This window comes from Kribbella qitaiheensis (assembly GCF_042657745.1).
Taxonomy (GTDB): Bacteria; Actinomycetota; Actinomycetes; order Propionibacteriales; family Kribbellaceae; genus Kribbella; species Kribbella qitaiheensis.
Genome location: NZ_JBHSKE010000009.1, coordinates 146,685 through 162,014 on the forward strand (window position 1 = coordinate 146,685; position 15,330 = coordinate 162,014).

A 15,330-nucleotide genomic window follows, 5' to 3' on the forward strand; every position below is an offset into this window, starting at 1 on the left:
CCAGTTTATTTCGTGCCACCTGGCTCCGGCGCCTGCTGGGCGGCCGGGTTCAGGCGGCTGAGTCGGGTCGGCTGCTTCAAGCCGAACCTGATCGCGGCCCCCGGGGTGTCAGGGCCATGTGCAACCGGTACCGGTCGGCCCGGTACGCCGACCAGGACAGCTCGACGACCTTGCGGCCGGCGAAGGTGGTGCGCTCGAGGACCAGCAGGGGTGCCCGCCGGGCCACGCCGAGCACCCGGGCGACGTGACCGTCGGCGTTGTCCGCCCGGACGGTCTGCTCGCCGGAGGTGACGACGACGTCGTACTCGCTCGCGAAGACGTCGTACAGGGTGCCGAGCTCGCGGCCGAGCAGGCCGGGGAAGAGCGCGGACGGGTAGTAGCCGACCTCGTAGGCCATCGGGGAGGCGTCGGCGGTGCGCAGCCGCTCGACCCGGATCACCTTGGTGCCCTTCGCGACCCGCAGACCCTTGGCGGTCTCGTCGGACGCCTCGATCTCGGTCGCCGAGAGCACCACGGTGCCCGGCTCGAGACCGCGGGCCCGCATCTCGCGGGAGAAGGAGGTGAGGTGCAGCTGGGAGTCGACCTGGGGACCGGTCACGAAGGTCCCCTTGCCATGCACGCGTTCCAGCGCGCCGGACTCGACCAGGTCGCTGATCGCCTGCCGGACGGTCACCCGGGACACGTTGAGCTTGTCCACCAGGGCACGTTCGGACGGGATCGGGTCACCCGGGTGCAGCTCGACGTCGATCAGCCGTTCCAGCACCGACCGGACCTGGGCCCGCTTCGTCGCAACCATCGAAACTCGGTCCTCCTGACCTGGGCGGAGCATCGGGGGGTGCCCCAGCGCTCCGCTCACTGCTATCGTGCGCAGCATACCTGTTAAGACCAGATAGGACCAGTGATCGTCGTGGTGTCTACACCCGTCCCCGCCCCCGCCACCCAGATGGCACGCGAGATCGCCGAGCAGCCCGCAGCGCTGGCCGCGACCTTCGAGCACGTGCTGCCGCTGCGGCACGAGATCACCCGGCTGGCGGCGGGCCGCCGGCACGTGATCTTCGTGGCCCGGGGGTCGTCCGACAACGCCGGCGTCTACGGGCGGTACCTGACCGAGATCCACGCCGGCCGCCAGGCCTCGCTCGCCGCGCCCTCGGTGGCCACCCTGTACGGCGCGAACCTGGACTTGTCCAACTCACTGGTGGTCGCCGTCAGCCAGTCCGGCGCGACTCAGGAGATCGTCGACACCGCCGAGTGGGCCAAGCGCAACGGCGCCGCGGTCGTCGGCATCACCAACGACGGCAACAGCCCGCTCGCCTCGACCGCCGACGTCGCCCTGATCACCCAGGCCGGCAAGGAACTGGCCGTCCCGGCGACCAAGACCTACACGACACAGCTCGCCGCGATCACCGTCGCGGTCGACGCGCTCGCGCAGAAGCCGGGCACCCTCGACGCCGACATCGCCCGGGTCCCCGAGGCGGCCGCCCAGATGCTCGAGGGCTCGGTCGACGCCGCGGCGGACCTGCTGGCCGGCGCGCACGACGTACTGTCCAGCGGCCGCGGCCTCACCTTCGGTACGACGCTCGAGGTCGCCCTCAAGCTGGAGGAGACCTGCCTGCAGCCGGTCCGCGGACTCTCGTACGCCGACCTGAAGCATGGGCCGATCGCAGTGGTCGACGCGGACCTGGTCACCATCCTGGTGGCGGCCGGGGATGGTCCCGCGCTGCCGGGGATGACGGAGCTGGCCTCGATCGTCCGGGAGAAGGGCAGCAAGATCCTCGGCATCGGCGGCGACGCGACCTTCGCCTCCCGCTGCGACGTGAACCTGGCCGGTCCGGACCTGCCCGAAACTCTGGCCCCGCTGGCGCTGATCATTCCGGCCCAGCGCGCGATCGAAGCCCTCGCCCGCAAGCTCGGCCTCGACCCCGACGCCCCTCGCGGCCTCTGCAAGGTCACCCAAACCGACTGACCTCGCCCACTCACAGCCGGAAGCACCAGCCCTCGCAGCACAAACCCAACAACCAGAAGCCCCACCGCTCGCAGTACTTGAGTGGTGGGGCTTTGGGTCAGGACCGGGCGTGCCGCGGCGGCGGGTAGACGGCGGAGCAGGAAGGTTTGGCGCTCGGGGGTGCGGGCGGGTGGGGCTTTGGGGTCAGGATCTGGTGTGCCGCGGCGGCGGGTAGACGGCGGAGCAGGAAGGTTTGGCGCTCGGGGGTGCGGGAGGGCGGCGATTTGGGGTCAGGAGGTGGCGGTGCCGCGGCGGTGGTAGTCGGGGCGGCGGCGGAGGCGCTGGTCGGTGAGGGTCTGCAGCAGGAAGGTGCTCTGATCCTGATCGGTCAACTCGTGCTGCCGGAGGTGCACGGTGCAGCGTCCCGCTTTCAGAACCTCTGCATCGCCGGTGTGCGGCGCGGGCTTGTGCAGCGCCACGACGGAGCAGATCGGGGCAAGGGCAGTGCTCCAGTTCCGCACGGCGTCCGGCCCGTCGTCGGCCACCACATCGATCCGCCCGTTGTGGACCGCGGCTGCGACCGCCGCCAGTTCAGGATGGGCGGTGAGCAGATCGCACAGCCAGATCAGGTCGGCCGTGGTCAGATCGGCCGCGTCGAAGTCGGCCGGCGCCGGATAGGCCAGACCGACAGCAGGTCGCAGCTCCGCACCGAACCGCTCGCCTGATCCCGCGCCTGTCCTGGCGCTTGATCCTGCGCCTGACCTTCGACCTGATCCCGCGACCGGGCGGGACGTGCGGGGGTCCTGGACGTCCCAGACGATCGTGTCGAAGGTTGTGCTCGCGTCGCGCAGACCGCGCCGGACCACGACGGTGACGATGATCGCCACCACCGCGAGGAGCACGATCACGGCGGCCCACCAGGTCCCGGGCATGGGGTCCTCTTTCCCGCGGGACCCGCCGGTCGCGAGCCCTCACTTCCTAGGCCTTACCTCATTATCCGGCCGTATAAACGGAACTGACCGTCTCACTTGATGATTCAAACGTTTCCCAGGGCAACCGTTGGCCTCAGATCCGTCCGCGTCGGCGGAGCGCGGTACCGATCTGGTCGGCGCACTCGCGCAGCGGCTCCAGCACGTCTTCGCGCAACGATTCCGGGGTGGAACGGGATGCGTGCGCAGAAACGTTCAGGGCGGCGACTGCCCGGCCGCGCGAGTCCGTGATCGGTACTGCGATCGAGCGCAACCCCAACTCCAACTCCTGGTCCACCAGGGCATATCCGTCGGCATCGGCCTTGGCGATCACATCCCGCAGGTCGTCCACCGAAGTCACCGTGTACTGCGTCAGAGCCTCCGCCTCGAACGACGAGAGGTACGCCGACAATTCGTCCTCAGGTAGTCCGGCCAGCAGCACTCGCCCCATCGACGTCACGTACGCCGGGAGCCGGGCTCCGACGCCCAGGGCAACGGTCATGATCCGGCTGGTCGGCACACGCGCGACGTACACGATGTCCGGCAGGTCCAGCGTCGCGATCGAGCACGACTCGCGGGTCTTCGCGCTCAACTCCTCCATGAACTGCCCGGCGATGTCCCCCAGGTCCAGGGACGACAGGTAGGCCCAGCCGAGCGCGAGCACCCGGGGTGTCAGGGAGAACCGGCGCCCGTCGCTGCGCACATACCCGAGTTGCTCGAGCGTGAGCAGGATCCGCCGCGCGGTCGCCGGGGTGATCCCGACGTCGCGGGCCACCTCGCTCAGCGTCAGCGACGGTGTGTCCGCGGAGAACGCCCGGATCACCGCGAGCCCGCGCTCCAGTCCTTGTAGGAACGTCCCTGTAGACGTGTCACCGGGCATCGGTTAGCCTTTTCGTTGAAAGAAGAATCTTTCGCTGAGCGAAATCCTAGCGGAGAGCCGATGACAAGTCCAGTTCCCCTGGCCGACGCGATCGCCGCGCACGTGCACGACGGGGACACGGTGGCGCTCGAGGGCTTCACCCACCTGATCCCGTTCGCCGCGGCCCACGAGATCGCCCGGCAGGGCCGCCGCCACCTGACCCTCGTCCGGATGACGCCGGACCTCGTCTACGACCAGTTGATCGGCCTGGGCTGCGCCGACGAACTCGTCTTCTCGTACGGCGGGAACCCGGGCGTCGGGTCGCTCCACCGCCTCCGCGACGCCGTGGAGAACCACTGGCCGCACCAGCTCACCGTCCACGAACACAGCCACGCCGGGCTCGCGAACGCCTACTCGGCCGGGGCCGCCCGCCTGCCCTTCGCGGTACTGCGGGGCTACCGCGGCACGGACCTGGAGGAGCAGCGGGACATCATCAGCCGGGTTACCTGCCCGTTCACCGGCGAGGAACTGGCGGCGGTGAAGGCCGTGAACCCTGACGTGACGATCATCCACGCGCAACTCGCGGACCGCGACGGCAACGTGATGCTCTGGGGAATCACCGGGGTGCAGCGGGAGGCCGTGCTTGCAGCGAAGCTCGCGATCGTGACCGTCGAGGAGGTGGTCGACGAGTTCCCCGAGCACACCGGCGCGGTGATCCTGCCGAACTGGGTGCTGGCCGCGGTGAGCGTGGTACCGAACGGGGCGTGGCCGTCGTATGCGGCCGGCTACTCCGTTCGAGACAACGACTTCTACCAGCAGTGGGACGCCATCTCCCGAGACCGCGAAGCGTTCCTCGCCTGGGCCGCCGAGAACAACCTCAAGGAGAACGCCAATGTCTGATTGGACCAGCGCGGACATGATGAACGTGGCAGCGGCGCGCGAACTCCACGACGGCGACGTCTGCCTGGTCGGTGTCGGCCCGCCCAACCTCGCCGCGAACCTCGCGCGACGGACCCATGCGCCCGGCTGCCGGCTCGTGTACGAGTCGGGCGCCATCGACGCACGGCCGCAGAAGCTCCCGCTGTCGATCGGCGACGACGATCTCGCCGCGACGGCGACCGCTGTGGTGTCCGTGCCGGAGATGTTCAACTTCTGGGTCGGCGCCGGCCGGATCGACGTCGGGTTCCTCGGCGCCGCGCAGATCGACCGCTACGGGAACATCAACACCACCGTGATCGGCGACCACGACAACCCGAAGGTCCGGCTGCCCGGCGCGGGCGGAGCACCTGAGATCGCCGCGGCCGCGGGCCGGGTGATCGTGATCGTCAAGCAGTCACCACGCACGTTCGTCGAGCGCGTCGACTTCGTCTCCTCCGTCGGCTATGGGCCGACAGGCCGGGAGCGGATGGCTCAGGGCGCCGGCCCGACGCTGGTGATCACCGACCACGGCGTGCTCGAACCGGATCCCGAGACCAATGAGCTGACCCTGACCCGCCTGCACCCGGGCGTCACCGTCGAGCAGGCGGTCAAGGCGACCGGCTGGCCGCTCAAGGTTGCCGACGACATCGAAGACGTGCCGCCGCCGAGCGCCGAGGAGCTGACGGCGCTGCAGAAGCTCAGGAACCGGGAGGCCGTCGATGCCTGAGGCCTTCATCCACACCGCACTGCCCGGCCGGGTGGTGCTCGGCCCCGGCACGCTCGACCAGGTGCCCGACGAGGCGGACCAGCTGGGCATCGGCAAGGTGTTGCTGATAGCAACCAAATCCGTCCGCGACGCGGCCGATCTGCTCGAGGTCGGGCTCGGCGACAGGTTCGCCGGACGCATCGACGAGGTTCATCAGCACGTGCCGAAGGAACGGGCCGACCAGGCGCGGGCAAAGGCGATCGAGGTCGGCGCCACCGGCCTGGTCGCGATCGGTGGCGGCTCGGCGATCGGGCTGGCCAAGGCCATCGCCCTCACCTCCGGCCTGCCGATCATCGCCGTGCCCACCACCTACGCCGGCTCGGAGATGACTCCCGTCTGGGGTGAGTCAGCCGAGGGCCAGAAGACCACCGGTACCGATCTGATCGTGCTCCCGAAGACGGTGGTCTACGACCCGCTGCTCAGCCGCGGACTCCCCCTCGAGGTCACCGCAGCGAGCGTCGCGAATGCCATGGCCCACTGCGTCGAGGCGACTTGGACTCCCAAGGCCGACCCGATCACCGAGGTCACCGCGGTCGAAGGTGTCCGCGCCCTTCGCGAAGGACTGCTGAGTGTTCTTGCCGAGCGCAGCGATCTGGAGGCCAGGAGCAACCTTCTCTACGGCGCATCACTGGCAGGCTCGGCATTGGCCACTGCGGGAACCGGCCTGCACCACAAGCTGTGCCACCTGCTCGGTGGTGCCTACAACCTGCCGCACGCGGAGACCCATGCCGCAGTACTCCCACAAGTCACCAAGCTCAATGCCAGCGCCGTGCCTCGGGCGAAGGCGAGGCTCGAGGCAGCTCTGGAGACGGACGACCTGGCCAGTGGGCTGTTCGATCTGTTCGCCGAGGCCGGGGTGCCGACGAGCTTGCGGGAACTCGGGCTCACCGAAGAGCAAGCCCGCGAAGCGGCCAGGAAGTTCGCCGCGAAAGCCCCAGCCAATCCGGTACCGCTGGACGAGGACATCGTGACCGAGATCCTGCTTCGCGCCTGGGCCGGCGAGCGTCCCACGCCGAAGCGACCCGAAGGAGCAACCCGATGAGATCTGCCTACCTGCTGGATGCTGTCCGGACGCCGGTCGGCAAGCTGGGTGGGGCGTTGTCCGGCGGCCGGCCCGACGACCTCGCTGCCGTCACCCTCCGCGAACTGCTGGTCCGGCACCCCGACCTCGACCCCGCGCTGATCGAGGACGTCTTCCTCGGCAACGCGAACGGCGCCGGCGAAGAGAACCGCGATGTCGCCCGGATGGCCGCCCTGCTGGCCGGCTACCCGACCAGCGTCCCCGGTACTACGGTCAACCGCCTCTGCGGGTCAGGCCTCGAAGCCGCGATCCAGGCGGCTCGCGCGATCGAGACAGGTGACGCGTCCCTGCTGGTGGCAGGCGGCGTCGAGTCGATGAGCCGCGCGCCCTGGGTGCTCCCGAAGCCCGACAAGGCCTTCCCGCACGGCAATGTGACGGCCGAGTCCACCTCGCTCGGCTGGCGCCTGGTCAACCCCCGGATGCCGAAGGAGTGGACGGTCTCGCTCGGCGAAGCCACCGAGCAACTGGCCGACCGCTACCACGTGGACCGCGAAGCGCAGGACCTCTTCGCGCTGGAGAGCCACGAGAAGGCAGGCAAGGCCTGGGCAGCCGGCAGGTTCGACGCCGAGGTGGTGCCGTGGGAACACCTGGCCCCGATCCTGCCGCGAGGACGGAACGCGCCGCAGCCGCTCAGCCGGGACGAGTCCATCCGCGACGGCGGCACGCTCGAGGTGATGGCCGGACTCAGGCCCGCCTTCCGGGACCAGGGCACGGTCACCGCGGGCAACTCCTCGACCCTCAACGACGGCGCGTCCGCAGTACTGATGGCTGATGAGGACACGGCGCAGCGGCTCGGCATCACGCCGCTGGCGCGGATCGTCAGCCGGGCGGTGCACGGCGTCGACCCGCAGTACTTCGGGATCGGTCCGGTCGAGGCATCCCGCAAGGCATTGGCCAAGGCGGGGATCGGCTGGGACGACCTGGCGCTGGTCGAGCTCAACGAGGCGTACGCGGCGCAAAGCCTTGCCTGCTTGGGGGAATGGCCCGAGCTGGATCGCGCCAAGGTGAACGTGAACGGCGGGGCGATCGCGCTCGGCCATCCGCTGGGCAGCTCCGGCACACGGATTCTGACCACGCTCGCGCACGAACTGCACCGGCGCGGCGGCGGCTACGGCCTGGCGACCCTTTGCATCGGGGTCGGCCAGGGACTGGCGATGGTGATCGAGGCATGAGGAGCGACAGGATGGATCTTGAAGGCGACGAACTGACCGACGCGGTGGTGGCCAGTTTCGACGGCAGTCCGGACGCGCGGACCAAGACGGTGCTGAGCGCGCTGGTGCGACATCTGCACGCGTTCGCCCGCGAGGTCGACCTGACCGAACAGGAGTGGTTCACCGGGATCGACTTCCTGACCCGGACCGGGCACAAGTCCACCGGCACCCGGCAGGAGTTCGTGCTGCTCTCCGACGTCCTCGGCCTGTCCATGCTGACGGTCGGACTGGGCAACAGGAAACCGGCTGGAGCCACCGCGTCGACGGTGTTCGGGCCGTTCTTCGTCGAGGGTTCGCCGGAGATCAAGCTCGGGGAGGACCTGTCCAACAGCGCGCCGGGACAGCCCTGTCTGGTGACAGGGCGCGTCCTGGATCTGCAGGGCAACCCGATCCCCGGCGCACTGGTGGAGACCTGGCAGGCCGACGAGGACGGCTTCTACGACGTCCAGAAGGACCTCGACGGCCCGCAGAACCGCGGCCACCTGACAACTGATGCCGAGGGCAACTACTCGTTCTGGGCCGTGCGCCCGGTGGCCTATCCGATCCCGGACGACGGCCCGGTCGGCGAACTCCTGCGGGCCGGCGGCCGTGGCCCGATGCGCCCGGCCCACATCCACTTCATGGTGACCGCGCCCGGCTTCTCCCGGCTGATCACCCACGTCTTCGCGGCCGGTGACGAACATCTGCAGGACGACGCCGTGTTCGGCGTGAAGGACTCGCTGATCGCCGACTTCATCGAGCACCCGGCCGGCACCGCACCCGACGGCCGCGAGCTCGACCAGCCCTACTCCACCGTCCAGTACGACTTGGTGCTCGCCACCACCGAGGAGACGAAAAATCTATGATGACCACGGATGTGCTGATCGTCGGCACCGGCCCGGCCGGTGGAGCCGCCTCGCTGTTCCTGTCCAGCTACGGCATCGACAACGTCGTACTGACCCGCTACGGCTGGACCGCGAACACCCCGCGCGCCCACATCACCAACCAGCGGACGATCGAACTGATGCGGGACATGGGCATCGAGGACCAGATCATCGACAAGGGCACCTCGCACGGGCTGATGGGCCAGACCGCCTTCTGCACCAGCCTGGCCGGCGAGGAGATCGGCCGGATCCGCACCTGGGGAACGCATCCGCAGCGCCTGGCCGACTACACCGAGGCCAGCCCGACCCTCCCCTGCGACCTGCCGCAGACCCTCTTCGAACCGATCCTCGTCAGTACCGCGGCCAGCCGGGGCGCGCGGCTGCGCTTCGACACGGAGTACGTGTCGCTCGAGCAGGACGAGGACGGGGTGACCGCGACGGTCCGGGACCGGCTGTCCGGCGAGATCTACCAGATCCGGGCGAAGTACCTGATCGGAGCGGACGGCGGCCGCAGCAAGGTGGCGCAGGACATCGGGCTGCCGATGGCCGGCTCGATGGACATCGAGGGCTCGATGAACATCGTCTTCGAGGCCGACCTGTCCAAGTACGTCGCGCACCGGCCGAGCGTCCTGTACTGGGTGCTCCAGCCGGGCGCGCAGATCGGCGGCATCGGCGCCGGCCTGGTCCGGATGGTCCGGCCGTGGAACGAGTGGCTGATCGTCTGGGGCTACGACATCAACCAGCCCGCGCCGGTGGTCGACGAGGCGATGGCGACCGAGATCGTGCACAACCTGGTCGGCGACGACACCATCGACGTCAAGCTCAAGGGCACCTCGGTCTGGAGCGTCAACCACATGTACGCCGAGAAGGCGTCCGTCGGCCGGGTGTTCTGCATGGGCGACGCGATCCACCGGCACCCGCCGAGCAACGGCCTCGGCTCGAACACCTCGATCCAGGACGCGTACAACCTCGCCTGGAAGCTGGCGCTGGTACTGCGCGGCCAGGCGTCGCCGAAGCTGCTCGACACCTACGACGAGGAGCGGACCCCGATCGCCCAGCAGATCGTGGAGCGCGCGAACAAGAGCCGCACCCAGTTCGGGCAGATCTTCCACGCGCTCGGGATGACGCCGGACGCGCCGGCCGGACGCACCATCGACTCGCGCAAGGACGACACCCCCGAGGGCGCGGCGCAACGCGAGGAGCTGCGCAAGGCGATCGAGCTCAAGGACTACGAGTTCAACGCGCACGGGGTCGAGCTCGGCCACCGCTACCGGTCGGCGGCCGTCGTGCCCGACGGGACACCGGAGCCCGCCTACGACAGGGATCCCGAGCTCTACTACCACCCGACCACGTGGCCCGGGGCGCGGATCCCGCACTGCTGGCTCACCCGGGGCACCGAGACGGTCAGCACGCTGGATGTCGTCGGCAAGGGCCGGTTCACCCTGCTCACCGGCATCGGCGGCGACGCCTGGGTGAAGGCCGCCGCTGCCATCACCGAGCACACCGGCGTCGACGTCGAGTCGTACGTCGTCGGCCCGGGCCGCGAACTGGAAGACCTGTACGGCGACTGGGCCCGGCTCCGCGAGATCACCGACACCGGCTGCCTCGTAGTACGGCCTGACGGGCACGTCGCGTACCGCGCGGCGTCGCTCGCCGAGGATCCGACCGGAGCCCTGACCGACGCGTTCGAGTCGATCCTCGGAGTCCGCGCTGGTTCATGACGCAACGCGGTCCGAGGTGGGTCCTGGACTCCACCTCGGACAGCGGCGATTTCCTGATCAGCTCGCGGGCGGTGCCGCGAGGAGCGGTTGGCAGACCTTGCGGAGCAACACGGCCCGATTCAGGGCTTTTGGCCGAAGGTGTGGTGGCGGATCCAGGCGTGCATGGCGATGGCGGCCGCGGCGCTCGCGTTGATGGAGCGGGTGGAGCCGAACTGGGCGATCGACAGCACGTCGGTGCAGATCGCGTGCGCCTCGTCGGTGAGACCCGGGCCTTCCTGGCCGAATAGCAGCACGCACTGCTCGGGTAGGTCGTACGTCTCGAGGGGAACCGCGCCGGGCAGGTTGTCGATGCCGATCACCGGAAGACCGTTCTCGGCGGCGTACGTCGCGAGGTCCTCCAGGCGCGGGTGGTGCCGGACGTGCTGGTAGCGGTCCGTCACCATCGCGCCGCGGCGGTTCCACTTCCGGTTGCCGACGATGTGCACCTCCTGAGCGAGGAACGCGTTTGCCGTCCGGACCACCGAGCCGATGTTCAGGTCGTGCTTCCAGTTCTCGATCGCGACGTGGAACGGGTGCCGCCGCGAATCCAGGTCCGCGACGATCGCGTCGAGGCGCCAGTACCGGTACTGGTCCACCACGTTGCGGCGGTCGCCGGTCGCGAGCAGGTCCGGATCCAGGCGTGGATCGTCCGGCAGCGGGCCCTGCCAGGGGCCGACACCGACCTCCGCCGGGCCGACCAGGTCGGCGCCGATCAGGTCCGCGGGCTTGTCACGATTCGCTTCCTCCACAGGTCGGGACGCTACCCTGTGCGCGTGCTTCCTCTTATCGCGATGCTGATGCCGAACTGGATGGACCCGGAATTCCTGCTGAACTGGCTGGGAGACTGGGCCCTGTGGGGTACCGCCGCGGTCGTCTTCATCGAGTGCGGGCTGCTGTTCCCGATCCTGCCCGGTGACTCGCTGCTGTTCGCGGTCGGCCTCTTCATCGCGCTCGGCACGATCGGCGTTCCGCTCTGGGCGGCCTGCGTGGTGCTGACCGTCGCGGCCTTCGCCGGCAACGTCTCCGGCTACTACATCGGCCGGGCGCTGGGGACCACGTTGTTCAGGAATCCGGACGCGAAGTTCCTCAAGCCGAAGTACATCGAGCAGACCAACGCGTTCTTCGTGAAGTACGGGCCGCGGGCGCTGGTGCTGGCCCGGTTCGTGCCGATCGTGCGGACCTTCATCACCGTCACCGCGGGCGCCGGCCGGATGGACCCGAAGAAGTTCTTCCTGTGGACCGGCGTCGGCGCGGTCCTGTGGGGCACCGGCGTCACCCTGCTCGGCCACGCGCTCGGCCGGGTGAAGTTCATCCACGAGCACCTCGAGTCTGCGCTGATCCTGCTCGTGCTGATCTCGGTCATCCCGATGATCGTCGAGTACGTGCTGGCCCGGCGCCGCGAGCGCAACGCTTCCTCAGTCGGCGAAGGGGAAGTGCGGGTCTGACCAGACGAAGTCGGTGCTGAGGTTGGTCAGCAGGACTACGCCCACCTCACCGGTGGGCAGCGGGCCGATCACCTGACCGGACCCGAGCGAACACGCCACCCGGATCCGGTCCGCCGCCGCCTGGTACCAGACCAAAGCCCCCCGTGGCACCGCCCCCTCGTGCAGCAGGGCGTGATGGTCGAGCCACTTCAACGCGTCGGCCGAGTCGTGCCAGCCGCTGTCGTGGGCATAGCCGAACGCCATCCGCTGGAACTTCAGCGTCCAGTCCTGCCACGCCGTCGAGCCGACCCGCTCCAGTTCCCAGGTCAGCGCGGCTTCGGCGTCTCGCGGGTTCGAGACCCGCTCCACCGACCGGCGTTCCACAACGATCTCCCCCATGGCCGCACTTCCCCCATCCTCCGGCCCCTGCCGTGGCATAGGAAATACTCACCCGGCCGCATACAGCCGCCGTACATTCCGAACATCCGCTACTGTGCGCCACAGAATTTCACCCGCAGTCGCGGAAACCCTGTGACAGCAGGGATTGCGGCGTCAGCCGACCGCGCGGTCGGTGCTCAGAGCGGCCAGTTCGGCGCGCGCCTCGGCGGTCTTCGCGTCGTTGCCGGCCAACTGCCAGACGCGGGCCGCGCGGTTGAGATAGCGGCGGGCGAACTCGACGTTCCCGGTGGAGGCGTACAGCTGACCGAGATGGTGGGCGGCCTGGCCCTCGACGCTGCGGTCGCCGAGCCGGTGGCCGACCTCCATCGCGTCCATCAGCATCCGGCGCGCGGCGGCTTCCTCGCCGAGCGGGATCAGCGCGTGGCCCAGCTCGGAGCGGGTGTAGGCGCCGCAGTGGTCGTCGCCGATCCCCTTGAAGATCGCCAGCGCGGCGCGCAACTGACGAACGGCCTGGTCATGACGGCCCTGCTGCACCCGCAGCGCGGCGATCCGGCGGCGTATCTTTGCCTGCCGGTGCGGGTCGCCGAGGCGGACGCCGAGCAGGAACGCCTCAGCCAGGAAGCGCCCGGCCGTCACGGTGTCGTTGCGCCGCAGCCAGATCGAGGCATTCGCACTCCGGGCCACCGCCTCGCCGTTCTTGTCGCCCACCTCGACGAACGCGTCGACCGCCAGCTCGTACTGCGGGAGCGCCTCGTCCGGGCGATCCCGTTCGCGCAGCCAGGTGCCAAGCCCGATGGCGGTGATACCGGTGCCGAAGCGGTCCCCGACCTCGGCGAAGATCTCGGCCGCGGCGGACAGGTGCTGCCAGGCGGGCTCCCAGTCGTCCTGGTAGAGCGCGAGCTGGCCGAGGTTGCGGTGCATGATCGCCTCGCCGTGCCGGTCCCCGCAGGCGATCGCGCTGACCAGGCCCGGCTGGTGCGACTCGTTCCAGTCGTCGAAGTACGCGCGCATGTCCAGGTACGGGCCCCAGGCGGCGGCGATGCGCCAGGCGTACTCGTGCAGGCCGTTCTGTGCGGCCGCCCGGATCGCGGGCACGAAGGTGCTCCGCTCGCTGTCGAACCAGGCGATCGCGTCGGTGTCGGTGAACGGCGCCGGATCCGGGAGGTCCAGCGGACCGGAGTGCTCGAGCACGCCGAAGTAGACGAACGGCAGCGCCGCGCCGGCCCGGCGGATCTTGTGCAGCAGCGAGTCGAGCACGGTCCGCAGGTCCTTGACGGCCTGCGCCTTCTGCTCCTCGTCACCCGCGCCGATCGCGTGCAGCCGGAGCAGGTCGTGCACCCGGTACCGGGCCTTGCCGGAGGCGTCCACCGAGCTGATCTGCACGAGGTTGACCTCGATCAGGCGATCCAGGCTGCGGCGTACCGTGGCCGGTGACGCGACCGTCTCCAGCACCCTCGCGGAGAACTCGCCGACGGCGAAGTGGCCGATCAAACGGTAGAGCTGGGCTTCCTCGGCGCTCAGGGAGCCGTAGCTGAGGTCGGCGCTGGTCCGGACCGCGAGCTCGCCGATGCTCAGCTCGTCCAGCCGGTGCGTCTCGTCGCGCAGGCGGCGGGCCAGCTCGGCCGCGCTCAGGTCCGGTCGTTGGGCCAGCCGGCTGGCGACGATCCTGATCGCGAGCGGCAGGTTCCCGCAGGCCGAGAGGATCTCGGCCGCGGCGGACGAGGCGCCGTCGACGCGACCGCTGCCCGCGACGCGGCGCAGCAACTCGGCCGCCTCAGCGTCGTCGAAGGTGTCGAGCGGCATGCTGTCGGCCCCGGCCAGATCCATCAACCGGTTGCGACTGGTGATGACGACCGCCGAGGCTCCGGTTCCGGGCATCAGCGGTGCCACCTGGCTGGCCGCGGCGACGTCGTCCAGGACGATCAGGACGCGGCGGCTGGCCAGATCGGAGCGGAGTGCGGCCGAGCGCCGGTCCGGATCCGCCGGGATCGCGAAGTCGGGCACGTTCAGGCTGAGCAGCAGGTCGGTCAGCGCGCCGCCCGGATCCCTGGGCTCGGTGGCGCCTCGCATGTCGAGGTAGATCTGGCCGTCGGGGAAGTACTCCCGGACCAGGTGGCCGAGCCGGACCGCCAGCGAGGTCTTGCCGGTCCCCGGCGCTCCCGAGATGACGGCGATCGGAGGACGGACCGGGTCACGCCCGCAGACGAGATCCCGCAACTGCTCGAGGTTGTGCCGCCGTCCGCTGAAGTCGGCGAGGTCCAACGGCAGCTGGCTCGGCGGCCGCTGCGGCTCGGTGAGCACCGGCGCTGCCATCGGGCCGGTGGGTTCCGCCGGCGCCTCGCGTTCCGGCGTACGGGCGGCGGCGGGGATGCCGGGGTCGGGCCAGTTGGCGGAGCGGCCGTTCTCGGCGCGGCCGCCGGCGGCCTGCAGTTCCTCGCCGGGCTTGACGTCCAGCTCGTCCGCGAGCGTCTGAACAGCCTTGGCGTACGCCGCTCGCGCCTCGCCGGTTCGGCCCGCTGCCAGCAGGGCGTCGACGAGCCGCCGCCACAGCTGCTCGTCGTACGGGTCCTCGGTGAGGCGGCCGCTCAGCAGTACTGCGGCGCCGCTGGCGTCGCCATGCTCCAGGCGGAGGTCCAGCAGGGTGTCGACCAGCCCGCGGTACTGCGCGTCGAGCCGCGCGATCGTGCCTTCCCAGGCCGAGGGGATCGTGAGGTCGTCCAGCGGGTGGCCGCGCCACAGGCCGTACGCCTTGGACAGCACCAGCATCGCCTGGCGCTTGTCACCGGCGTCGCGCAGGTGGCCGCCCTCGGCGATCAGGGCCTCGAACATGCTCGAGTCGAGCTCGTCGACGCCGACCTCGATGCTGTATCCGGCCGCGGAGGTGTCGATCGGCGCGGGCAGTCCGGCCTCCTGCAGGACACCGCGCAGGGCCCGGACGTAGGTGCGGATGTTCGCCGTCGCCGAGCGCGGCGGAGTGCCCTCCCAGAGGGCGTCGGCGATCAGTTCGGTGGAGACGAACCGGTTCGGGTGCAGCAGCAGCGTGGCGAGCAGTTGGCGCGGCTTGCTCGCCCGCAACGGCTGTCCGTGGACGTGAGCGAGGCGCAGAGGTCCGAGAATCTCGTACCTCAGACTGTTCACA

The 15,330-nt window shown here is 69.8% G+C and carries 14 protein-coding genes; 8 read left to right on the plus strand and 6 right to left on the minus strand.

Annotation, left to right across the window (positions count from 1 at the left end; genetic code table 11):
• Positions 1-76: 76 nt before the first annotated feature.
• Positions 77-796, minus strand: coding sequence for a GntR family transcriptional regulator (locus ACFPJ1_RS10590; protein WP_132156117.1), 720 nt, complete (start codon positions 794-796; stop codon positions 77-79).
• Between the two features lie 114 nt (positions 797-910).
• Here ACFPJ1_RS10590 and ACFPJ1_RS10595 point away from each other — a divergent pair, with 114 nt between their 5' ends.
• Positions 911-1,963 (plus strand): SIS domain-containing protein, encoded by a 1,053-nt coding sequence (locus tag ACFPJ1_RS10595; RefSeq protein ID WP_380103332.1) that lies wholly within the window; start codon positions 911-913, stop codon positions 1,961-1,963.
• Between the two features lie 269 nt (positions 1,964-2,232).
• Here the strand turns inward: ACFPJ1_RS10595 and ACFPJ1_RS10600 are convergent, their stop codons facing one another.
• Positions 2,233-2,874, minus strand: a complete 642-nt coding sequence (locus tag ACFPJ1_RS10600; protein WP_380103333.1) for a hypothetical protein — start codon at positions 2,872-2,874, stop codon at positions 2,233-2,235.
• Positions 2,875-3,007: 133 nt separating this feature from the next.
• Positions 3,008-3,790 (minus strand): IclR family transcriptional regulator domain-containing protein, encoded by a 783-nt coding sequence (locus tag ACFPJ1_RS10605; RefSeq protein ID WP_380103334.1) that lies wholly within the window; start codon positions 3,788-3,790, stop codon positions 3,008-3,010.
• Positions 3,791-3,850: 60 nt separating this feature from the next.
• Here ACFPJ1_RS10605 and ACFPJ1_RS10610 point away from each other — a divergent pair, with 60 nt between their 5' ends.
• From ACFPJ1_RS10610 to ACFPJ1_RS10635, 6 genes are read left to right on the plus strand one after another with little or no spacing between them, the layout of a single operon-like run.
• Positions 3,851-4,669, plus strand: coding sequence for a CoA transferase subunit A (locus ACFPJ1_RS10610; protein ID WP_380103335.1), 819 nt, complete (start codon positions 3,851-3,853; stop codon positions 4,667-4,669).
• On the plus strand, positions 4,662-5,414 hold the full coding sequence (locus tag ACFPJ1_RS10615) for a CoA-transferase subunit beta (RefSeq protein ID WP_380103336.1): 753 nt from the start codon (positions 4,662-4,664) through the stop codon (positions 5,412-5,414). Before ACFPJ1_RS10610 ends, ACFPJ1_RS10615 begins: the two co-directional genes overlap by 8 nt.
• Positions 5,407-6,495 (plus strand): maleylacetate reductase, encoded by a 1,089-nt coding sequence (locus ACFPJ1_RS10620; RefSeq protein WP_380103337.1) that lies wholly within the window; start codon positions 5,407-5,409, stop codon positions 6,493-6,495. The genes ACFPJ1_RS10615 and ACFPJ1_RS10620 overlap by 8 nt, the downstream gene beginning before the upstream one ends.
• Positions 6,492-7,706: a thiolase family protein gene (locus ACFPJ1_RS10625; RefSeq protein WP_380103338.1), complete on the plus strand. Its 1,215-nt coding sequence runs from the start codon at positions 6,492-6,494 to the stop codon at positions 7,704-7,706. The genes ACFPJ1_RS10620 and ACFPJ1_RS10625 overlap by 4 nt, the downstream gene beginning before the upstream one ends.
• Before the next feature lie 11 nt (positions 7,707-7,717).
• Positions 7,718-8,590 carry an intradiol ring-cleavage dioxygenase gene (locus ACFPJ1_RS10630; RefSeq protein WP_380103339.1) on the plus strand — a complete coding sequence of 291 codons (873 nt, stop codon included), beginning with the start codon at positions 7,718-7,720 and terminating at the stop codon, positions 8,588-8,590.
• Positions 8,587-10,329, plus strand: a complete 1,743-nt coding sequence (locus tag ACFPJ1_RS10635; protein ID WP_380103340.1) for an FAD-dependent oxidoreductase — start codon at positions 8,587-8,589, stop codon at positions 10,327-10,329. The genes ACFPJ1_RS10630 and ACFPJ1_RS10635 overlap by 4 nt, the downstream gene beginning before the upstream one ends.
• A 119-nt stretch (positions 10,330-10,448) precedes the next feature.
• Here ACFPJ1_RS10635 and ACFPJ1_RS10640 read toward each other — a convergent pair whose 3' ends face one another.
• Positions 10,449-11,117: a TrmH family RNA methyltransferase gene (locus tag ACFPJ1_RS10640; RefSeq protein WP_380103341.1), complete on the minus strand. Its 669-nt coding sequence runs from the start codon at positions 11,115-11,117 to the stop codon at positions 10,449-10,451.
• Between the two features lie 24 nt (positions 11,118-11,141).
• Here ACFPJ1_RS10640 and ACFPJ1_RS10645 point away from each other — a divergent pair, with 24 nt between their 5' ends.
• Positions 11,142-11,813, plus strand: a complete 672-nt coding sequence (locus ACFPJ1_RS10645) for a DedA family protein (RefSeq protein WP_380103342.1) — start codon at positions 11,142-11,144, stop codon at positions 11,811-11,813.
• Here the strand turns inward: ACFPJ1_RS10645 and ACFPJ1_RS10650 are convergent.
• Together ACFPJ1_RS10650 and ACFPJ1_RS10655 are read right to left on the minus strand one after the other, a co-directional pair.
• On the minus strand, positions 11,784-12,191 hold the full coding sequence (locus ACFPJ1_RS10650) for a hypothetical protein (RefSeq protein WP_380103343.1): 408 nt from the start codon (positions 12,189-12,191) through the stop codon (positions 11,784-11,786). The two genes, ACFPJ1_RS10645 and ACFPJ1_RS10650, sit on opposite strands and share 30 nt — an antisense overlap.
• Before the next feature lie 153 nt (positions 12,192-12,344).
• Positions 12,345-15,329, minus strand: a complete 2,985-nt coding sequence (locus tag ACFPJ1_RS10655) for an AfsR/SARP family transcriptional regulator (RefSeq protein ID WP_380103344.1) — start codon at positions 15,327-15,329, stop codon at positions 12,345-12,347.
• Between the last annotated feature and the right edge of the window lies 1 nt (position 15,330).